This window comes from Streptomyces sp. NPDC127038 (assembly GCF_042725875.1).
Taxonomy (GTDB): Bacteria; Actinomycetota; Actinomycetes; order Streptomycetales; family Streptomycetaceae; genus Streptomyces.
Genome location: NZ_JBHXDQ010000015.1, coordinates 30,207 through 49,839, shown reverse-complemented (window position 1 = coordinate 49,839; position 19,633 = coordinate 30,207). Strand labels below are relative to the sequence as shown.

At 72.7% G+C, this 19,633-nt stretch carries 17 protein-coding genes; 5 read left to right on the top strand and 12 right to left on the bottom strand.

Annotated features, from left to right (window positions below; translation table 11 throughout):
- Positions 1-102 precede the first annotated feature (102 nt).
- Positions 103-1,320, top strand: coding sequence for an MFS transporter (locus ACFWI4_RS14075; RefSeq protein WP_387195050.1), 1,218 nt, complete (start codon positions 103-105; stop codon positions 1,318-1,320).
- On the opposite strand, the gene ACFWI4_RS14070 is transcribed toward ACFWI4_RS14075, so the two are convergent.
- Together ACFWI4_RS14070 and ACFWI4_RS14065 are read right to left on the bottom strand one after the other, a co-directional pair.
- Positions 1,280-1,738 (bottom strand): acyl-CoA thioesterase, encoded by a 459-nt coding sequence (locus tag ACFWI4_RS14070; RefSeq protein ID WP_387195047.1) that lies wholly within the window; start codon positions 1,736-1,738, stop codon positions 1,280-1,282. The two genes, ACFWI4_RS14075 and ACFWI4_RS14070, sit on opposite strands and share 41 nt — an antisense overlap.
- A gap of 112 nt (positions 1,739-1,850) precedes the next feature.
- A complete protein-coding gene (locus ACFWI4_RS14065; protein ID WP_387195044.1) occupies positions 1,851-3,224 on the bottom strand; it encodes an alginate lyase family protein in 1,374 nt (457 codons plus the stop codon).
- 121 nt (positions 3,225-3,345) lie between these two features.
- Here ACFWI4_RS14065 and ACFWI4_RS14060 point away from each other — a divergent pair, with 121 nt between their 5' ends.
- From ACFWI4_RS14060 to ACFWI4_RS14050, 3 genes are all read left to right on the top strand, one after another.
- Positions 3,346-4,737, top strand: a complete 1,392-nt coding sequence (locus ACFWI4_RS14060) for a uracil-xanthine permease family protein (RefSeq protein WP_387195041.1) — start codon at positions 3,346-3,348, stop codon at positions 4,735-4,737.
- Positions 4,738-4,843: 106 nt separating this feature from the next.
- Positions 4,844-5,518, top strand: coding sequence for a DUF5995 family protein (locus tag ACFWI4_RS14055; protein WP_385399265.1), 675 nt, complete (start codon positions 4,844-4,846; stop codon positions 5,516-5,518).
- A gap of 92 nt (positions 5,519-5,610) precedes the next feature.
- Positions 5,611-6,540 (top strand): LLM class F420-dependent oxidoreductase, encoded by a 930-nt coding sequence (locus ACFWI4_RS14050; RefSeq protein ID WP_387195038.1) that lies wholly within the window; start codon positions 5,611-5,613, stop codon positions 6,538-6,540.
- Positions 6,541-6,562: 22 nt separating this feature from the next.
- Here the strand turns inward: ACFWI4_RS14050 and ACFWI4_RS14045 are convergent, their stop codons facing one another.
- The 10 genes from ACFWI4_RS14045 to ACFWI4_RS14000 form a co-directional block, all read right to left on the bottom strand.
- The gene (locus ACFWI4_RS14045) at positions 6,563-8,257 is read right to left on the bottom strand and encodes a flavin monoamine oxidase family protein (protein ID WP_387195035.1); all 1,695 of its coding nucleotides are present in this window, start codon (positions 8,255-8,257) and stop codon (positions 6,563-6,565) included.
- Positions 8,258-8,331: 74 nt separating this feature from the next.
- Positions 8,332-9,150, bottom strand: coding sequence for a carbon-nitrogen hydrolase family protein (locus tag ACFWI4_RS14040; RefSeq protein WP_387195032.1), 819 nt, complete (start codon positions 9,148-9,150; stop codon positions 8,332-8,334).
- A 264-nt stretch (positions 9,151-9,414) separates the two neighbouring features.
- Positions 9,415-9,795, bottom strand: coding sequence for a DUF742 domain-containing protein (locus ACFWI4_RS14035; RefSeq protein ID WP_387195029.1), 381 nt, complete (start codon positions 9,793-9,795; stop codon positions 9,415-9,417).
- A gap of 7 nt (positions 9,796-9,802) precedes the next feature.
- Positions 9,803-10,306 (bottom strand): roadblock/LC7 domain-containing protein, encoded by a 504-nt coding sequence (locus tag ACFWI4_RS14030; RefSeq protein ID WP_387195025.1) that lies wholly within the window; start codon positions 10,304-10,306, stop codon positions 9,803-9,805.
- A complete protein-coding gene (locus ACFWI4_RS14025; protein ID WP_387195022.1) occupies positions 10,296-12,803 on the bottom strand; it encodes a nitrate- and nitrite sensing domain-containing protein in 2,508 nt (835 codons plus the stop codon). The genes ACFWI4_RS14030 and ACFWI4_RS14025 overlap by 11 nt, the downstream gene beginning before the upstream one ends.
- Before the next feature lie 222 nt (positions 12,804-13,025).
- Entirely contained in the window at positions 13,026-14,510 is a 1,485-nt protein-coding gene (locus ACFWI4_RS14020) for an HAD-IA family hydrolase (protein WP_387195020.1), read from the bottom strand.
- Between the two features lie 182 nt (positions 14,511-14,692).
- Complete coding sequence (locus tag ACFWI4_RS14015) at positions 14,693-15,757, bottom strand: ABC transporter ATP-binding protein (protein ID WP_387195017.1); 1,065 nt, start codon at positions 15,755-15,757, stop codon at positions 14,693-14,695.
- Positions 15,758-15,759: 2 nt separating this feature from the next.
- A complete protein-coding gene (locus tag ACFWI4_RS14010; RefSeq protein ID WP_387195014.1) occupies positions 15,760-16,578 on the bottom strand; it encodes an ABC transporter permease in 819 nt (272 codons plus the stop codon).
- Positions 16,566-17,471, bottom strand: coding sequence for an ABC transporter permease (locus tag ACFWI4_RS14005; protein ID WP_387195011.1), 906 nt, complete (start codon positions 17,469-17,471; stop codon positions 16,566-16,568). Before ACFWI4_RS14005 ends, ACFWI4_RS14010 begins: the two co-directional genes overlap by 13 nt.
- Positions 17,468-18,625: an ABC transporter substrate-binding protein gene (locus ACFWI4_RS14000; RefSeq protein WP_385399239.1), complete on the bottom strand. Its 1,158-nt coding sequence runs from the start codon at positions 18,623-18,625 to the stop codon at positions 17,468-17,470. The genes ACFWI4_RS14005 and ACFWI4_RS14000 overlap by 4 nt, the downstream gene beginning before the upstream one ends.
- Before the next feature lie 211 nt (positions 18,626-18,836).
- On the opposite strand from ACFWI4_RS14000, the gene ACFWI4_RS13995 reads away from it, so the two are divergent.
- Entirely contained in the window at positions 18,837-19,577 is a 741-nt protein-coding gene (locus tag ACFWI4_RS13995; protein ID WP_385399237.1) for a GntR family transcriptional regulator, read from the top strand.
- Positions 19,578-19,633: the final 56 nt, after the last annotated feature.

Below are 19,633 nucleotides of genomic sequence, written 5' to 3'. Positions count from 1 at the left end.
GCGGCGGGCGGACATCTATTTATCAGGCAGGGTTCCTGATAGTTTACGGCGGCACACCGTGGAGCGGACGCCGTGGAACCATCGACCGGGGAGGGCCCGAGCATGAGTGAAGTGGTCGACGACCAGCGCGAGGTCAGACACGCCCGGTACGCCGTGGCGGCCGTCTTCGCCGTGCACGGAGCCGTCACCGGGTCCTTCGCGACCCGCGTCCCGTGGATCCAGGACCACGCGTCGGTGAGCGCCGGGCAGCTCGGCTTCGCCCTCGCCTTCACCGCGTTCGGCGCGTCCTGCTCGATGCCGCTGGCCGGCCGGATCACCCACCGCTTCGGCAGCCGTACGGCGCTGCGCGGGCTCCTGGCCCTGTGGACGCTGGCCCTGGTCCTGCCGTCCCTGGCGTCGAACCTGCCGGTCCTGTGCCTCGCGATGTTCGTGTACGGCGCCACGGCGGGGATGGCGGACGTCGCCATGAACGCGCTGGGTGTCGAGGTCGAGAACCGGCTCGACAAGTCGATCATGTCGGGGCTGCACGGGATGTGGAGCGCCGGCGCGCTGACCGGCGCGGCGGCCGGCACCCTCGCCGCGCACCTGGGCGCGGACGCGCGTCTGCACCACGCCCTGGCCGCGGCGACCCTCACGCTCCTCGGTCTCGCCGCCTGCCGGTGGGTGCTCGACCTCCAGCCCACCGAGGACGAGGAACCGCCGCCGCGGTTCGCGCTGCCGCCCCGGTCGGCCCTGCTCATCGGCGCGGCCGGCTTCTGCGCGGTCTTCGCGGAGGGCGCGAGCCTGGACTGGTCGGCGGTCTATCTGCGGGACCGGCTGGACAGTTCGGCCGCGCTCGCCGCGGCCTGCACCACCGGCTTCATGCTCACCATGGCGGTGGCCCGGCTGGTCGGCGACACGGTGGTGAACCGTTTCGGTGCCGTACGGACCGTGCGGGCGGGCGGTGTCCTGGCCGCGTTCGGCGGGCTGATGGTCGTCCTCGCGGGGAATCCGCCGGTGGCCATGGGCGGCTTCGCGCTGCTCGGACTCGGCATCGCGGTCGTCGTCCCGCTCTGTTTCGCGGCGGCCGGACGCAGCGGCCCCAACCCCAGCCAGGCCATCGCGGGCGTCGCGACCATCACCTACACCTCGGGGCTCATAGCCCCGAGCCTGATCGGGTCGGTGGCGCAGGCGACGAACCTGATGGTGTCGTTCGTCCTGGTCACGGTCCTGGCGTTCGGGCTCACCGCGCTCGCGGGGGTGCTGCGCTCCGGGGACCGCGCCCCCTCGCAGGCGAAGGTCACTCCCCCGAGCGCAGCAGTTCCCGGCCCACGGCCCTGAAGGACTCGCTCCACGGCGCCGGGCGCAGCGTCCCGGCGTCGAGCCTGACGAGCACCCGGGTCCCGTGGGCGTAGGTGACCGCGCCGTCGAGGGAGCAGAAGCGGAAGCCGTACGTGAGCCCGGTGGTCCCGAGCCGCTCCAGCCAGAGGTGGACGGCGTACGCGCCGGGGCGGTTGACCGGGGCCTCATAGGTGATCCGCAGTTCCTTGACGGCGTTGCACGAATCGCCCGCCGCCTCCCAGTCGCCCTCGAAGCCGAAGCCCCGCTCGTTCCACAGCGCGGTCCAGGCGCGCTCGACCAGCACCGGGTAGCGGGCGTTGTGCAGCAGTCCGAGCGCGTCGAGGTCGTCGAAGTGGACGGTGACGGGCAGGAGCCGGCCGTACGGCGGGGCGGGGGCGACGGGGGCTTCGGCGGTCACGGGTGGGGCTCCTGGCTGCTGCGGCGCGCGGACGGGCGGGCCTGGCTCGAATCGACACCCCCATCCTAGGCAAACGCCTAAGCAAACGCTCAGGAGCCCTGCCCGGGCGGGGTCAGCCCGCGATCGAGTCGAGCTGCTCGGCGGCCGGCCGCAGCTCCCACAGATCACCGCCGGGCGGTGCTTCGAGCGCCGGCACGGCGGCCCGCGCGGCCCGGTCCCCCGCGTCGGCCGCGGCCCGCACCACGTCGCTCGCCGCGAAGCGGTGGAACTCCAGCTCGGGGCCGCTCCACGGCGCGGCCCCGGTCGCCGCGGGCAGCAGATGGTCGACCGCCCCGAACAGGCTCTGCCCGTCCGGCCCCCGGTACGCCCACAGATCGACGCCGACCCGCTCGCCGACCGCCGCGAGCCGGGTGTACGCGACCAGGTCGAACGTCGAGTAGTGCCAGCTGCGGGTGCGGGCGAGCTCCTGCGGCTGGCTGCCGTCGGCGGCGATCTGCGGGTCGATGCGCAGGGCCCGCGCGGCGAGGACGGTCCGCCGGGCCAGGTCCTCGTCGCCGGTCGCGAGGGCGAGGGCGGCGAGCTGCATGTCGTAGAAGGTGCCGTGGTTGTTGCGCGCGGCACTCTCCTCCTCGCCGAAGGCGCTGTCCGTCAGCCAGTCGCGGTAGCCGGTGTTCCAGGCGAGCATCGCGGCCCGGTCGCGGCGCGACCAGCCGGGGGCGCCGGTGTCCAGGAGGGCGATCGCGTCGAGGACGCTCGTGCAGGACTGCGAGAAGTCGATGACGCCGATGGCACGGCCGTCGTACCGGCAGGGGATGAACTGGCCGTGCTCCAGGTTCGGGTTCATCCGGGTGGCCGGGTCCAGGAACCAGGTGCGCAGGACCTGGCCGGCCTTCACCGCGTAGCGCTTCTCCCCGGTGTAGTACCAGGCGAGCGCGAGATCGTACGTCGAGTCGAAGACCTTCTCCGCGTCCTGGCGGTCGGTGCCGGTGTCCACCTCGGGGTTGCGCTGCCCGTCCCGCTGCACGTACGGGCAGCCCCAGGGGTTGTCCGCGGTGGCGGGCTTCGAGGGCCACCAGTAGGGGGCCTGGCTGAGGTAGTCGTGGACGTCGCCGCCGGGAGCGGGTCGCGGCTTGTCGACGACCGTCCAGGGGCCCTGGTCGAGCCAGTTGTCGGCGCGGGCCGTCAACTCCCGCAGTGTCCGGGCGAGTCGGCGGTCGCCGTGTTCCAGCCGGGTGCGGGTGCGCCGGAGCCTGTCGCCGTCGAGGACCACGGTCCGCGGCGATCCGGGCGCGGCCCGGCGGGCCCGGGCGGCGAGGACCGCGGGCGCGCTGCGCCCCGATGCCGTGGCGCCACTCCCGGCCGTCGTGCGGGACGAGGCCGACGGGGCGCCCCCGGCCGTGCGCGCCGACGCCGAGGGGGCGACGAGGGAGGCGAGCGTGAGGGCGGCCGCCACGGCGGCCAGGCCCGGCCCGAATCGTGTACTCACCGAACACTCCGATCATACATATGAACGATGTTCATGAGAGGGACCGTGTGAGCGTAGAGCGACTGGTCGGACGTGACAATGGTCCGGACACATTCACATACGGAGAAAGCGAAGCCTCGACATGGACCTAGGCGTGCGCTGGAAACTGCACGGCGACGGACGGACCCCCGCCCCGGGAGCGGTCGTCCGCCCCGATGAACGCCTCTCCTGGCCCCGGACCTTCGGCCTCGGCGCCCAGCACGTGGTGGCCATGTTCGGGGCGTCCTTCGTGGCACCCGTCCTGATGGGACTCGACCCCAACCTCGCGATCATGATGTCGGGCGTCGCGACCGTCGTCTTCCTGCTCTCCACCCGTGGCCGGGTGCCCAGCTACCTGGGCTGTTCGCTCTCCTTCGTGGGCGTCGCGGCCGTCATCCGCGCGCAGGGCGGCACCAGCGCCACGGTCACCGGCGCGTGCTTCGTGGTCGGCGTCGCGCTGTTCCTGGTGGGTCTGACCGTCCGCCGGTTCGGGGCGAGGATCATCCATGCGGCGATGCCGCCCATCGTGACCGGCGCGGTCGTCATGCTGATCGGCTTCAACCTGGCACCGGTGACCGCGTCCACCTACTGGCCGCAGGACCAGTGGACGGCGCTGCTCACCATGCTGGTCACCGGCGCGGCCGTGGTGTGTCTGCGCGGCTTCTGGTCACGTATCGCGATCTTCCTCGGACTGGTCTTCGGCTACGCGGTCTCCTGGGCCTTCGACCGGGTCTTCGGCCGGATCCACTCGGCGGACGCGAGCGGCAAGGTCACCGACCACTGGCGGCTGAACCTCTCCGCGGTCGAGCGGGCCGACTGGATCGGACTGCCCTCCTTCCACGGACCGACCTTCGAGTGGTCCGCGATCCTCGTCGCGCTGCCGGTGGTCATCGCGCTGGTCGCCGAGAACGCGGGGCACGTCAAGGCCGTCGGCGAGATGACCGGTGACCCGCTGGACGACGAACTGGGCACCGCGATCTCCGCGGACGGTGCCGCCTCCATGCTCTCCACCGCGGTCGGAGGCCCGCCCAACACCACCTACTCCGAGAACATCGGCGTGATGGCCGCGACCCGCGTCTACTCCACGGCCGCCTACTGGGCCGCCGCCGGGTTCGCCCTGCTCTTCGGGCTGTGCCCCAAGTTCGGCGCGGTGGTCGCGGCGATCCCGGGCGGTGTCCTCGGCGGCATCACCGTGATCCTCTACGGCATGATCGGGCTGCTCGGCGCCCAGATCTGGCTCAACGGCCGTGTGGACCTGCGCAATCCGCTGAACCTGGTGCCCGCCGCCGCGGGCATCATCATCGGCATCGGCGGGGTCTCCCTGAAGTTCACCGACCACTTCTCGCTGAACAGCATCGCGCTCGGCACCATCGTCGTGATCACCGGCTATCACGCGCTGCGGGCGATGGCCCCGCCCCACCTGAGGACCGAACCGCTGCTCGACGCGGGGACGTCGGCGTACGACGACCCCGGCGACCGGCCCGCCGGAGCATAGCCGCCGTCCGCCGGGAAGCCCGTGCCGCCCGGCCGCGTTCCCCCGTTCCGGGGAACCCCGCGGCCCGGCGGCGTGCCCACCGGGCGGGGCCTGGGACGCTGCGGTCATGGCGCACTCGGCACGGCTCACCACCCCCGTCGACACGGTCGTCGCCCGGATGCGGGCCCTGGACGCGAGCCTCCCCGCGGGCGACGGTCTCGCGGTCTTCAACCGCGTCTACCTCACCGTCACCGAGGAGTTCGACCGCCGGCTCGACGCCGGGGCCTTCCCCGACCGGCGGGCCGCGACGGCGCTGGACGTGCGGTTCGCCGAGCGCTACCTGACGGTGGCCGAGGAGGGCAGGGCCCCGGCCTGCTGGCGCCCGCTGCTGCGGTTCCGCCGCCATCCGGGCGTACGGCCGCTCCAGTTCGCGCTCGCGGGCATCAATGCCCACATCGGGCACGACCTCGCGCTCGCCGTGGTGGACGGCTGTCACACCCTCGGCTGCGAACCGGCCGATCTGGAGGACGAGTTCGACCTGGTGGGCGATCTGCTCGTGTCGCTGGAGGAACGCGTCCGCGAGGAACTGATGCCGGGCCCCGACCTGCTCCAGATCGCCGACCCGCTCACCCATCTGCTCGGCTCCTGGAGCCTGGAACGCGCCCGCGAGGCCACCTGGGCGGCGGCGCGGGCCCTGTGGGCGCTGCGCGGACTCCCGGACCTGGCCGAGGAGTTCGGCGACCGCCTCGACTCGGCGGTGGGCCTGGCCGGCCGGATGCTGCTCACTCCCCTGCCGGCCTGATCCGGCGCCCCGGCGCGGTCCTCGCCGGAACATCGCGACGCTCACTGTACGTTGGCACGTCGGCACACCCCGATGCGAAGGAGTACACCGGTATGACGACGCGACTCGGCCTCGCCCTCCCGCAGATGCGGCACTACGACCTGGGACGGGACGTGCCGGACGTGGCACGCGCCGCCGAGGCGCTCGGGTACGACAGCCTGTGGGTGTTCGAGCGGGCCCTGTTCCCCGACCCGCCGACCCAGGGGCTGTACGGCATCGAGGGACTGGCCTGGCCGGACTCCTACCGGAGCGTCGCCGACCCGCTGGTGACCCTGACGCTCGCGGCCGCGGCCACCGAGCGCGCCGAACTCGGCACCAGCGTGCTGGTCGCCCCGCTGCACACGCCCTTCCGGCTGGCCAAGACCCTCGCCTCGATCGACGCGGCTGCCGGGGGCCGGGTCGTCGCCGGTCTCGGCACGGGCTGGTCGCTCGACGAGTACGCGGCGGCTGCCCCGCGTCCCTTCGAGGAGCGCGGCGAGGCCCTGGACGAGGTGATCGAGGTGTGCCGCGCGGTGTGGGGCCCCGACCCCGTGGTCCACGAGGGCCGTCTCTCCCGGATCGCCTCGGCCGTGGTCGGGCCCAAGCCGGCCCGGCCGATCCCGATCCTGCTCGCCGCGAACTCGGCCAAGGCCAGGCGCCGGCTCGTCGACCACGCGGACGGCTGGATGCCGATCGGCATGGGGGTCGGGCAACTCGCGGCGCAGTGGGCCGGGTTGCGGGAGCTGGCCGCCGAGCGCGGGCGCACCCGGCCGATCCGGACGGTGCTGCGCACCAACGAGCGCTACACGCCCAAGCCGTACGCGGGCGAGGACCGTCAGCCGTTCCAGGGAGCCGTCGGACAGATCGTGGAGGATCTGGCCGCCCACGCCGGGATCGGCTTCGACGACATCTTCCTCGACCTCCAGAGCTCGGTTCGCGACGCCGAGGAACTGAAGGACGTGGCGGCCGAGTTGTACGAGGCGGCGCGGGCGGCCGGGGTCTGAAGCGGCCGCCCGCCCCGGGCGGTCAGTCCTCGGGGAGTTCCACCGGCGCGATCTCGTCGTAGACGTCGCCGGGCCCGGGGTTGGTCGGGTCGGTGGTGCCGCCGAGCTGGTGCATGACGCCCCAGACCGCGTTCAGCGCGGTCTGGACGGCGCCCTCGGCCCAGCCGGCCGTCCAGGAGATGTCGTCGCCCGCGAGGAAGATGCCCCGCTTGTCCTCGGGCAGCGACTCCTGCATGAAGTGCGTGAACAGACGGCGCTGGTAGCGGTAGTGGCCCGGCAGGTTGGCCTTGAACGCGCCCATGAAGTAGGGCTCGTTCTCCCAGGACACGGTCACCGGGTTGCCGATGATGTGCTTCCTGATGTCGACCTTCGGGTAGATCTCGCCGAGCGACTTCAGCATGACCTCCATGCGCTCGCTCGCGGACAGCGGCAGCCACTTCAGGCTGTCGTCGCACCACGTGTACGAGAGGCAGATGACGGCGGGCTTGTCCGGGCCGTCGTCCAGGAGGTAGGTGCCGCGGGTCATCCGGTCGGTGAGCGTCATCGACATGACGTCACGGCCGGTCTGCTCGTCCTTGTCCAGCCAGAACGGCCGGTCCACGGGCACGAAGAGCTTGCTCGACTCCATGTAGTGCGTGCGCTCGATCGCCGTCCAGTGGTCGATCGGGAAGAGCGAGTCGTCGCAGGCGACCTTGGAGAGCAGCATCCAGGACTGGGCGGTGAAGATGGCCGCCTTGTAGGTGCGGATGTCGCCGTTGGCGTCCGTCACGGTGATGCCGTTGCCCGCGGTGCGGTTCAGCCGGGTGACGGCCGGACGCGGGGCGCCATCGTGCAGCGAGGAGAGCGAGGTGCCGTACGCCCAGTGGACGATCTTCTCCGGCTCGCGCTCCCACAGGCGCAGCGGGAGCTGCTGGGAGCCGCCGACGATGCCGCGGTGGTGGTCGTCGGCCTCGGTGTAGACGACCCGCAGGATCTCCAGGATGGAGTTCGGGAAGTCGGTGTCCCAGCCGCCGGTGCCGAAGCCGACCTGGCCGAAGATCTCGCGGTGGCGGAAGGACTTGAAGGACTCCGAGTCGCACAGGAAGCCGTAGAAGGTCTGGTTGTCGAGCTTCTCGACGAGCCTCGACCAGATCTCGCGGATGCGCGGGACGTCGCGCTCGCGCATGGCCTGGTTCATGTCGGAGAAGTCGGCGCCGTCCTCCAGACAGGCGTTCCAGGCGTTCATGACGTCGCGGTAGACCTGCGGGAGGTCGTCGACGGAGGTCGCGTAGTGGGACTCGCCCTTGAGGTCGACGACCGTCGAGGGCGTCGACTCGGCGAGCGGGTTGGGGAACGGCGTGGTCGTGAGGCCGACCAGGTCGATGTAGTGCTGGAGGGCGGTGGAGGACGGCGGGAAGCGCATCGCGCCCATCTCGGCGGTCAGCGAGGGGTCGCAGCCCTCGAAGCCGACCGTGCGCAGCCGGCCGCCGATCTCGTCGGCCTCGTACACGACGGGCTTGAGGCCCATCTTCATCAGCTCGTAGGCGGCCACGATGCCGGACAGTCCGCCGCCGATCACCGCGATCTCGGTGCCGTGCTCGGTCGCGGGTATCTGTCCGAGGCCTGCGGGGTGCGCGAGGAAGTCGTCGTAGGCGTAGGGGAAGTCCGGGCCGAACATGGTGATCGGCGGCTGCTGCACGTCGGCGTGCTGGACGGCGTTGGGCACGGTGGACGTCATGGGGTCGGACTCCTTGCGCGGAAAAGGTGAGGGGAGGCTGTGCGTGACCGGCCGGGGGCGGACCGGGGGGAGGATCAGACGAGGGAGCCGTAGAGGCCGGGGCGGCGGTCCTTCAGATACGGGTTCGTCTCCCGCGAGGCGGCCAGCAGGACCGGGTCGGCGTCCGCCAGGAGCAGTTCCTCGCCGCGGCCGGCACGGGCGCGGGCGACCCCGTCGGGTCCGGCCAGCGTGGACAGTCCGACGAACTCGAACTCCCCTTCCGGACCGCTGCGGTTGACGTAGGCGACGTACATCTGGTTCTCGAACGCGCGCACCGGGACGACGGACTCGGCGACGAACTGGAACGGGTGCATCTGCGCGGTCGGCACGAGCAGCAGGTCGGTGCCGGCGAGGGCGTGCGCCCGGACGTTCTCCGGGAACTCGACGTCGTAGCAGATCATGAGGCCGACCCGGAGGCCGTCCAGTTCGGCCTGGACGACCGTCCGCTCGCCGGGGGTGAAGTGGTCGTGCTCGAAGCAGCCGAAGAGGTGGGTCTTGCGGTAGTTCGCGAGCCGGGTGCCGTCCGCGGAGATCAGCTGTACGGAGTTGAAGACCTTCGCCCCGCCGTCCCCGGCCGCCTCGCCCTCGGGGGTCTCGCGCTCGGGGTAGCCGTAGGCGACGGCCACGCCGTGCCGGGTGGCGATCTCGGCCACCGCGTCGGCGGAGTCGCCGTCGGCGGGCTCGGCGAGCCGACCGATGTCGTCGCCGATGGCGTAGCCGGTCAGGAACATCTCCGACGTGACGACGAGCCGGGCCCCCGATGCGGCGGCGCGGCCCGCGGCCTCGTCGAGGACCTTGAGGTTCTCGACGACCGAGCCGGGGCGGCCGGAGCTCTGGAGCAGGGCTGTGCGCATGCGGGTTCTCCACCGGTACGAGGGGGGTTCGGGGGGTCGCTTAGACGGTACGGTCGGCCGGCTCGGGGGGACAAGAAGGACCCGTTGCGCGCCGGTGGACGATTCGTTGCGCACCTCGGGCCCCCGACGGCGATTCGTTGCGCGGCCCGTCGGGCTCGCGCGGTCAAGGTCCCGAACGTCCCGAACCCCAGGAGACGCAGGTCACAGCGGGGACCCGCCCCGGGTTCCGCCGCTGCGGACCGCACGGCCCGGCCCGGCGGGCGGTCACAGGTCGCGCAGGCGCTCCACGATCTCGCGCAGCAGTTCCGGGTCGGCCGCGGGCCCGCCGCCCGGAGGGCGGTACGGCTCGTCGATGACCAGCAGGCCCGCCTCGGCCAGATCGCCGAGCAGCACGCGTACGACGGTCAGCGGCAGGTCGGCGTCCGCGGCGAGCTCCACCACCGGGCGGGGGCCGCGGCGGGCCAGGGCGAGCAGAGCGGCGGCCGCGTGATCGACTCCCGGGCGGCCCTCGTCCGTCTCCAGGACCGTGACCCTGGACATCAGATCGATGACGTGCCGGTCCGAGGGCCGGGTCCGGCCCCCGGTGACGGTGTAGGGCCGCACCATGGGCCCGGTCTCGTCCTCGTACCAGTGCTCGTCGGTCACAGCCGGATCAGCGGCCCGCGGGGTCGGCCGCCGAACGTACGGCGGCGGCCATGTGGCGGCCGACACGGCGGACGAGCAGTTCCATCTCGTGGGCCAGCTGTCCGACGTCCGTCTGCACCTCGCTCAGCACGGCGAGCCTGCTTCCGTCACCCGCCGGGGTGATGAAGAGGTAGGCGTCGTCGAGCATCACCATCGTCTGGCGCACCCCGCCCGCGGCGAAGCGCTCGCCGACCGAGCGGGCGAGGCTGTGGAAGCCCGAGCAGACCGCCGCGAGGTGTTCGATGTCCCGTCTGCGCATGCCGTCCGAGCAGCTCAGCGGGAGGCCGTCGGCGGTCAGCAGCACGGCCTGGCGGACGTGGTCGGTCCTGGCCACGAGGTCGTCGAGCAGCCAGCCGAGGTCGGTGCCGGGCCGGTCCGTGTCGTCCCCGGTCCCGAGGGCGCCGCCCACCGGGTCAGGGCGCCGGGCCCCGAGGGTCCTGCCGGGCCTGTCTGGGAACTGGTCAGGGCTCATCGTGGACGTCCGTCCCTTCCTCGGTGTCGCTTCGCCGCGCGGGGCCGGACCGTTCGTCCGGGTGCTCGGACCGGGTCCCACCGGTCGTGTCGATCGTGTCGGTCTCCGGCCGGGAGGGCAGGCCCTTGCGGCCCCGGTCGAGACCGCGCTGGAAGGCCCCGAAGACCGCGCGCATCTCCTCGGGAGTGATCTCGCGCTCCGGCGTGCCGTCGGCCGCCGGTGCCTCGGTGCGCAGCTCCGGGGCGAGGGCCCGCTGGCGGACCCGGGTGGGCAGCACGGGAGGTTCGGGAGCCGGGGGTCCGGCCGGTACGGAGGAGTCCTCGGCCGGTACGGAGGGGTCCCCGGCCGGTACGGAGGGGTCCCCGGCCGGTACGGAGGGGTCCCCGGCCGGTACGGAGAGGTCTTCGGCCTTTGGGGAGAGGTCCCCGGTCGCCGCTGAGGCGGCCTCGGTCGCCGCGCGGGAGGTCTCCGGGGGTGCGGAGCCGGTCTTCCGCTCCCCGGACGCCGTCCGCTGCGCCGGGAGGACCGCGGTGGCGGTACGCGAGGGCAGCGGAGCCGGGTCCGCCGCGGCCGCCGGGTACACGGTCTCGACCGGTGCGAGCACGGCCTCGGGCAGCAGCACGACGGCTGTCGTACCGCCGTACGGCGAGCGGCACAGCGTGACCTTGATGCCGTGCCGTGCCGCGAGCCGGCCCACCACGTACAGGCCGAGCCGGTCGTGCCGGGTCGGGTCGAACTCCTCGGGCGTGTTCAGGGTGCGGTGCGCCTCGTCGATCTGGTCGGGCGCGAGGCCGAGGCCCCGGTCGTCGATCTCCAGGACGAAACCGGTCCCGGCGCGTCCGGTGCGCAGGGTGACCTGGGTCCGGGGCGGGGAGAACACGGTGGCGTTCTCGACCAGTTCGGCGATCAGGTGCACGACGTCGGCGACGGCGTCCGCGGCGACGCCCACCTCGGGCATCGGGGGGACCACCACGCGCGCGTACTGCTCGATCTCGCTCACCGCGGAGGACACGACCTCGGCGACGGGCACCGGCCGCCGCCAGCGCCGGCCGGGGGCCGAGCCGGAGAGGATGATCAGGCTCTCCGCGTGGCGCCGCATCCGGGTGGTGAGGTGGTCGATCCGGAACAGGTCGTCCAGGACGTCCGGGTCGTCGGTGCGGCGCTCCAGCGTGTCGACGAGCTTGAGCTGGCGGTGGACGAGCGCCTGGTTGCGGCGGGCGATGTTCAGCAGGACCGCGAACAGCCCGCGGCGCAGGGTGGCCTGTTTGACGGCGGCCTCGACGGCGGCGAGCCGGGCGGTGTTGAAGGCCCGGCCGACCTGCCCGATCTCGTCGGCCACCGCCTCCACGTCCGCGAGCGGCGGCGCCTCGGCGGCCGCGTCGACCTCCTGTCCCGCGCTCAACCGTTCCATGACCTGGGGTAGTTGACGGTTGGTCAGCAGGTCGGCGGCGTCGCGCAGCGACTCCAGGCGGCGCGAGATGCGCCGGGCGCCGCGCACCGCGAACCAGAGCGACAGGCCCACGGCGGCCAGCCCCACCACGCCGACGATCGCGGCCTTGGTGAGCTCCTGGTAGGCGAACGCCCGTCCGCGCGCGGCGGAGTTGAGGGCGGACCGGGTGCACAGCAGCATGTAGCGCTTGACGGCGCGGTCGGTGGTGGTGCGCCAGGATCCGGCGGCGACGGCCTCCCCGGCCTGCCGCGCGCCCGCCCGCAGCAGGGTGTCCTCGTCCCGGGTCAGCTCCTGGTGGAGGTCGCCCCGCTGGAAGGTCTCGAAGAGGGAGCGCGAGTCGGCCGGCAGATCGGGCACATAGGTCCGCTCGAAGACGCGGCGGTCCTCGATGGTCGCGGTGAGGGTGTCGTACTGGTGGTCGCTGAGCGTGCCGGCGGCGCGTGCCCCGGCGACGAGCGCGTCCTCGCGGGACACGAACTCCCGTACCCGCACCAGCTCGACGACGACCTGCGCCTCACGGGCCAGCTGTCCCGCCTGGAGCGCCGTGAGCGCGGACTCGACGTCGAAGGAGGGCTCCACCAGGGTGCTGTATTCGGCCACGGCCCGGTCCCAGGTGACGGTGTGCGCCAGCACCCGGCCGCGCAGTCCCTCCAGCCCGTCCACGGAGTGCAGCAGGGTGTCGAGCGCCCGGCGCTGCTGTCCGGAGAGCCGGCTGCGGTCCCCGTCGCGGACCGCCGCGCGCAGGGCGGTCACGGCCCGGTCGGTGCGGCGCTCCTGGGCCAGCAGCTCGACGCCCGCCGTCGTCCCGCTCTTCGCGCCCAGGTAGGCGGCGGCGAGGCGGCGTTCGATCTGGATCTGGCCGACCGCCGTGTCGACCGGCGTGCCGAAGTCGTCGTAGACGCCCTGGAGCCGGACGAGCGCGCGGAGATCGCCGGTGACGGACACCATGGCGAAGCTCCACAGTGTCATGAGGGCGATCACGGGGGCGATCGAGAGGGCCACGATCCGCGAACGGACCGTGGGCGGACGGCCGATGGGCCAGCGCATGGTCTCCCCAGGACGACGGGACGAACGGGTGGCCGGGTGACGTGTGGTGACCCATGTGTTACTCGCGGGTAGCGGGCGCGCGGCTCAAACTAGTCGATGGTGAGCCCGGACCGCAATGGTCCGGACTGACTGAGCGTTCAACGTACGCTGCGTGCGGTCACCGGATCCGGCACCGCGTCCGTCCCCGGCCGGGGCCCCGGATCCGGCACCGGATGTGCCGGCTCACTCGCCTCCGGGCAGGGCGAAGACGGTGACGACCGCCGCGTGGTCGGAGGGCCATTCGTTGTCGGCGACGTCCGGCCAGGGGCGCGGAGCACCGCCGACCAGCGTGCGGGAGTCGAGGACGGTCAGTCCCCGGTGCAGCACGAAGTCGATCCGGTCCTGCGGCTCCGGGCGCCCGCTGCCGTCCTCGTGCTCGGCGTGGACGGGCGACCAGGTGTGTCCGGGGTCCCGTACGGGGTCGGGGTGGGCCTCCCGGTAGGAGTCCCGCAGGCCCGCCTCCTCGGCGGCCCGCGTCACCGGCCAGGCGACCTCCGGCCAGTCCAGGTGCGAGGGCACATTGAAGTCACCGGTCAGCACGACCGGGACGGAGGCGTCGCCGGTGTCGTCGATCCGGCGCAGGATCTCCCGCATCCGGGCGAGGCGGCCGCTCTCGTGCGCGATCAGATCGGCCTCGGGCAGGCCGTCGAAACGTGCCTCGTAGGGGCCGTACGGCGCACAGTCGAGGTGCGCGCTCCAGACGTCCACCCGCTGCCCGCCGTCCAGTTCGATCCTGACGCCGGTGCCCCCGTAGAAGCCGACCTCCGGGTCGCCGAACCGGGCGGTGATCGGATGGCGGCTGATGACGCCGAGGTTGTCGCCCGCCTGGTGGTGGTACCAGCCGAGGGCGTCGGCGAGTTCGCGTGCCGCGGTCCCGTTGGTCTCCTGGAGCCCGACGACGTCCGCGCCGGTCCCGGTGATGGCCTTGAGCTGCTTCTCGCGGTGTCCGTCGACCTGGGTGCCGCCGAGCCAGAGGTTCCAGCTCATCACCCGCAGCTCGCCCGGGGCGACCATGGCCCGCAGCCGGGCCGGGGAGACCCCTTCCAGGCTGCCGATCACGGTACGGCGGGCCGCGGGGGCGATCGGTGCGAGCGAGGGCACCGCGAGGACGGCGCAGCCGGCCGACTCGGCGGAGGTGACGCCGGTCTGGGTGTCCTCGACGGCCACGCAGGCGGCGGGGTCGACGCCGAGGGCGCGGCAGGCGGCGAGGTAGGGGTCGGGGGCCGGCTTGGTGCGGCGGGTGTCGTCGGCGGTGACCGAGACGGCGAACCGGTCGGCGCCGAGCGCTTCGAGGACGGTGTCGGCGACCGCGCGCGGGGAGGCGGTGACCAGGGCGGTGGGCACGCGTTCGCGGGCGAGCGCGAGGAGCAGTTCGCCGGCGCCGGGCCGGGGCACGATGCCCGTGCGGACCCGGTCGGCGAACTGCCGGTGCAGTTCGGCGGCGGTGGCCTCCCGGGGCGCGCCGGTGGCACCGGCCAGCCAGGCGGCGGTGTGCTCGACGGGCCGCCCGAGGACGTGCGGCTGATCGGCCCCCGTCAGCACGTGCCCGAGCCCGCCGGCCACCTCCTCCACCGCCTCCCACCAAAGCCGCTCGGTGTCCACGAGCGTGCCGTCCATGTCGAACAGAACGGCCTGGAGGGAGGCCCGGGCGGTGGAACGGTGGGTCACGGTGATCTCTTTCTTCGGTGGGGGGAGACGCAGTCCCGGGAAATTTCAGCCCCTCCGGCGTTTGAGGAGCGGGGTCCGGGGCGGAGCCCCGGGTTCGGGTCGGGAAGGGGCGGAGGGGGCGATCATCGCTTGTGGGCGGCAGGGTCACGCACCGGAACCCGGGGTCAGGGGGCCGGCGGACGCTACCGGCCCGGACGCGCGGCGACCAGCACCGGCCGCTCCGGCAGAGTGACCGTCACGGCCGCGCCCGCCCCGAGCGCCACGGCCTCGTGCGTGGGCAGATCGGCCTTGACCTCGGTCCCGTCGGCGAGCCGCACGGTCACCCGGGTGGCCGCACCGAGGAACGCGGTGGCCACGACCCGTGCGTCCCCGACCGTGTCGGCGCTCACCCGGACCGCTTCCGGCCGCACCAGCACGTCCACCGCCCCCGGCGCGGGCACGTCCCCGTCCACCGGCAGCCGCCGGCCGAGGACCTCGACCAGGTCACCGTCCAGCGTCCCCGGGATCCGGCTCATCGTGCCCACGAACTCGGCGACGAAGGCGGTGGCGGGACGCCCGTACAACTCGGCGGGGGAAGCGCACTGTTCGAGCCGCCCGGCCCGCATCACCGCGACCCGGTCCGCCATGGACAGCGCCTCCTCCTGGTCGTGGGTCACGAACAGGGTGGTGATGCCGAGCTCCAGCTGGAGCCGGCGGATCTCCTCGCGCAGCGAGAGCCGCACCTTGGCGTCCAGCGCCGACAGCGGCTCGTCGAGCAGCAGGACACGGGGCCGCAGGGCGAGCGCGCGGGCCAGCGCGACGCGCTGCTGCTGACCGCCGGAGAGCTGGTGCGGGAACCGCTCCCCCTTGTCCCCGAGTCCCACGAGTTCCAGCAACTCGGCCGCGCGGGAGCGCCGTTCGGCCGTACGCACCTTGCGCATCCGCAGTCCGAAGGCCACGTTGTCCAGGGCGCTGAGATGCGGGAAGAGGCTGTACGACTGGAAGACCATTCCGGCGTCGCGGCGGTGCGCCGGGACCCGGGTGATGTCCTCGCCGTCGACCAGCACCTCGCCGGAGTCGGGGTGTTCGAAGCCGGCGAGCATGCGCAGCGCGGTGGTCTTGCCGCAGCCGGAGGGGCCGAGCAGGGCGAGGAGTTCACCCGGCCGGACGGTGAGGTCGAGGCCGTCGAGGGCGACGGTCGGACCGAACTCCCTCCTGAGTCCGCGGAATTCGACGGTGGCGGCCTTGTCGAGCGTGGCGACGGTCATGTTCATCCCCGGGAGGCGGAAGCGGTACGGGAGCGGCCGCCGAGGACGGCGAGCGCGAGGAGCAGTGCCCAGGTGAGGAACAGACTGAGCACGGAGACGGCGACGGACATCTGGGCCTGCGAGCCGCCGATGTCGTAGATCCACACGGCGAAGGGCTGGTAGCCGAGCAGGCTCGCGACCGTGAACTCGCCGAGCACCAGGGCCAGGGTGAGGAAGGAGGCGTTCAGGAGCGCGCCGCGCAGGTTGGGCAGCACCGCCCGCACGAGGGCCTGCGGCATGCTCGCGCCGCAGCTGCGGGCGGCCTCGACGAGGGTGCGCACGTCGACGGCGCGCAGTCCCGCGTCCAGGGCCCGGTACACGAACGGCAGCGCCATCACGACGTACGCGAGGACGAGGACGACCGGGAAGCCCGGGTCCTGGATCGCCACGAAGGTCTGGAACAGCGGGGTGCGCGAGAGGTGTTCGGGTCCCCACTTCAGGACGGTGGAGATGCCGGCGACGAACGCGATCGGGGGCACGACCAGCGGCAGGGAGCACACCACCTCGACGACGGGCCGCAGCCGGGGCGAGCCGAGCCGCAGCGCGACCATGGCGGGGACCATCAGGAGCAGCACCACGGCGATGGTCGCTGCGGCGAGCTCCAGGGAGAGCACGAGGCTGGAGGCGAAGCCGTCGGCGGACACGATCCGGCTGTAGGCGTCGAAGGTGACGCCCTGTCCCGGCACGTCGACCGTGAAGACCACGGACGCGGCCATGGGCACCAGGAAGTACAGCGCGGCGAGGGCGAGGACCACCCAGCGCCACGGGTTCAGGCGAGCCATCGCGCGCTCCGTCGTTGCAGGGGCAGGTACACGGCCATGACCAGGCCCGCGATGAGGACCATGTCGAGGCTGAGGGCGAGCGCCACGTTCTCCTGGCCGACCAGCACGTTGCCGGAGATGGCGTCGGCGATCTGGAGGGTCACGAGCGGCACCGCGCTGCCCACCATGGCGGCCGCCGTGGCGTACGCGGCGAAGGCGCTGCCGAAGAGGAGCACGAGTCCGCCGAGGAGCGAGGGCGCGAGGACCGGCAGGGCGACGTGCAGCCAGTACTGGACGGTCGTCGCGCCGTTGTTCCGCGCGGCCTCGCGCCACTGGGAGCGCAGACCGTCGAGGGCGGGCGTGATGGTGAGCACCATGAGCGGGATCAGGAAGTACAGATAGACGACGACCAGGCCCCAGAAGCTGTAGAGGTCCCAGCCCCGCTCGGTGAGGCTCAAGTGCCGTGTCAGCACACCGGAGTTGCCGAGGGTGGCGACGAAGGCGAAGGCGAGCGGCACACCGCCGAAGTTGGCGAGGACGCCGGAGGCGGTGAGCACGGCCTCGCGCAGGGCGCGGAAGCGGGAGGTCACCACGGCCTGGGCCAGCGGCAGTCCGAGGACGGTCGCGAGGCCGGCGGAGACGGCGGACAGCTTGACGCTGCCCATGAGCGCGGTCAGGTAGGCGCCCTGGAACGAGCCGGTCAGGTTGGCCGTCGTGTACGAAGTGGCGCCGGTGGCCTGGTCCTTGACGGTGAAGGCGCCGTTGAGCATGGCGAGCGCGGGGACACCGAAGGAGACCGCGACGAAGACGAGCAGCGGGAGGACGGCGAGCGGGCCGGTGGCCCGGCGCCGCCGCTGCCGGTGGGCAGCGGCGGGCGCCACGTCGGCCGGAGCCTCGGTGAGGGCGGTGGTCATCCGGAGACGGCCTTGCCCCAGCCCTGGGCGAGCACGGTCTTGGCCTTGCTCTGCTGGGCCTCGGTCGGGAAGCTCGGGGTGCCCGAGACGGCGGGGAGCTTCGCGGCGGCGGTCTTGTCGAGCGTGCCGGCCTTGTCCATCGCGGTCATCAGGGCCGGACGGGCGTACCCCTTGAGCCAGAGGTTCTGTCCCTCGGCGCTGTAGAGGTACTCCTGCCACAGCCGGGCGGCCGCGGGGTGCGGGGCGTCCTTGTTGACGGCCTGGGAGTAGTACTGCGAGAACTGGCCGTCGCTCGGCACGGCGACCTTCCAGTCGACGCCCTTGGACCTGAACTCGTCGGCGTAACCGGCGTTGAGGTAGTCCCAGTCGATGCTGATGGGCGTCTCGCCCTTCTCGACGGTGGCCGGGGTCGACTCGACGGGCGTGTAGTTGCCGTTCTTCTTCAGCTTCGCGAAGAAGTCGAGGCCGGGCTGGATGTCGTCGAAGGAGCCGCCGCTCGCGAGCGAGGCCGCGTACACGCCGCCGAACGCCGAACCGGACTTGGTGGGGTTGCCGTTGAGGGCGACCTGGCCCTTGTACTGCGGCTTGAGCAGGTCCTTGAAGGTCGTCGGGCACTCCTTGACCTTCTTGGCGTCGCAGCCGATGGAGATGTAGCCGCCGTAGTCGTTGAACCAGCGGGCCTGCGGGTCCTTCTGGCCGGCGGGCAGGTCGGCGAAGGCGGCCACCTTGTAGGGGGCGAGCAGGCCCTGCTGGGCGGCGCTCAGCGCGAAGGAGCTGCCGAGGTCGAGGACGTCGGGGGCGCGGTCCTGGCCCTTGCGCGAGGTGACGGCGTTGATCTCGTCCTGGCTGGAGCCGTCCGGGCTCTCGACCTGGATCTTGATGCCGTACTTCTTGGTGAAGCCGTCGATGAGGGCGCCGTAGTTGGCCCAGTCGCGGGGAAGGGCGATCGCGTGCAGCGTGCCCTCCTTCTTGGCGGCCTTGACCAGGGCGTCGAGACCGCCGAAGTCCGCGGCGGAGGTCGCGGTGGCCGCGCTCTTGCCGTCGGCGGTGGTCGCCTTGTCGTCGGGAGCGGCGCCGCAGGCGCTCAGGGTGAGCGCTGCGGCGACGGCGAGGCCGCCGGTGAGGAGGGCGGTCCTCGGCAGGAACACGGTCACGGTCTCTCCAGGGTGACGCACGAGGGTGGGGTGGATCGAAGAACTTGTCTGAACAAGTCGGCCCCAGTAGGCCCGCCGATGGTGTCCCCACGGTGAACGGCGGTGAAACCCCAAGCCCCTATTCCCTGCACAATCCCGACCGTTCCCGATCACCGTCCGCTGTCGATTAGGCTGGTCAGGCTGTGCACAGCGGGCTGACCAGAGGGGAAGAATGACGGCGCGACACGAGGAGATCGCCGAGGAGCTGCGGCGGGCGATCGACCGCGAGGAGTACACCGTGGGCAGTCTGCTGCCGGCGGAGACCGACCTCGCGGCCCAGTACGGCGTCTCGCGCGGCACGGTCCGCCAGGCCGTCGCGGCCCTGACCGCCGAGGGGCTCATCGGGTCGCGTCAGGGCGCCCGGCGCGTGGTCCTCGCGGGCCGTCGCAGCCAGAGCTTCGCCGAACTGCGGAGCTTCGCGCAGTGGGCCCGGGCGATGGGGCGCGAGGCGACCGGGAGCGTGGTGTCCCAGGAGTACCGCCCGGCGACGGCGGAGGACGCCGTACGCCTCCAACTCGCCGAGCGGACACCGGTGTTGCACGTCCTGCGGGTGCGCGGACTGGACGGCGAACCGGTACTGCTGGAACGTACGGTGTACGCCGACTGGATCTCCCCGGCCGTCGCGGCGATCGAACCCGGTTGCCCCTCGGTCACCCAGCGGCTCTTCGAGGACACCGGCCTGGTCTTCGCGTACGGCGAGCACGTGATCGACGCGGTGGCGGCGGGGGCCCAGGACGCCGACCTCCTCGGCGTCCGCCGCACCAGTCCCCTGCTGCGCGTCCGCCGCGTCACCACCACCCGCGAGGGCCGCCCGGTGGAATGGTCCGACGACCGCTACCGCTCGGACGCGGTGAGCTTCAGCATCCACAACTCGATCGGCAACAACACCCTGGCAAGAAAACCAGCCGAGTAGGCCCCGCAAGGAGCGAGAAGCGCCCGTTAGGGGAGCGCCCGTCAGCGGCGCGGGGA

Bases quoted from the DNA above. Each gene is read 5' to 3' on its own strand.
- ACFWI4_RS14075 (WP_387195050.1), top strand. From the start codon at position 103: ATGAGTGAAGTGGTCGACGACCAGCGCGAGGTCAGACACGCCCGGTAC.
- ACFWI4_RS14060 (WP_387195041.1), top strand. From the start codon at position 3,346: ATGGACCTAGGCGTGCGCTGGAAACTGCACGGCGACGGACGGACCCCC.
- ACFWI4_RS14055 (WP_385399265.1), top strand. From the start codon at position 4,844: ATGGCGCACTCGGCACGGCTCACCACCCCCGTCGACACGGTCGTCGCC.
- ACFWI4_RS14050 (WP_387195038.1), top strand. From the start codon at position 5,611: ATGACGACGCGACTCGGCCTCGCCCTCCCGCAGATGCGGCACTACGAC.
- ACFWI4_RS14045 (WP_387195035.1), bottom strand. From the start codon at position 8,257: ATGACGTCCACCGTGCCCAACGCCGTCCAGCACGCCGACGTGCAGCAG.
- ACFWI4_RS14040 (WP_387195032.1), bottom strand. From the start codon at position 9,150: ATGCGCACAGCCCTGCTCCAGAGCTCCGGCCGCCCCGGCTCGGTCGTC.
- ACFWI4_RS14030 (WP_387195025.1), bottom strand. From the start codon at position 10,306: ATGAGCCCTGACCAGTTCCCAGACAGGCCCGGCAGGACCCTCGGGGCC.
- ACFWI4_RS14025 (WP_387195022.1), bottom strand. From the start codon at position 12,803: ATGCGCTGGCCCATCGGCCGTCCGCCCACGGTCCGTTCGCGGATCGTG.
- ACFWI4_RS14015 (WP_387195017.1), bottom strand. From the start codon at position 15,757: ATGACCGTCGCCACGCTCGACAAGGCCGCCACCGTCGAATTCCGCGGA.
- ACFWI4_RS14010 (WP_387195014.1), bottom strand. From the start codon at position 16,578: ATGGCTCGCCTGAACCCGTGGCGCTGGGTGGTCCTCGCCCTCGCCGCG.
- ACFWI4_RS14005 (WP_387195011.1), bottom strand. From the start codon at position 17,471: ATGACCACCGCCCTCACCGAGGCTCCGGCCGACGTGGCGCCCGCCGCT.
- ACFWI4_RS13995 (WP_385399237.1), top strand. From the start codon at position 18,837: ATGACGGCGCGACACGAGGAGATCGCCGAGGAGCTGCGGCGGGCGATC.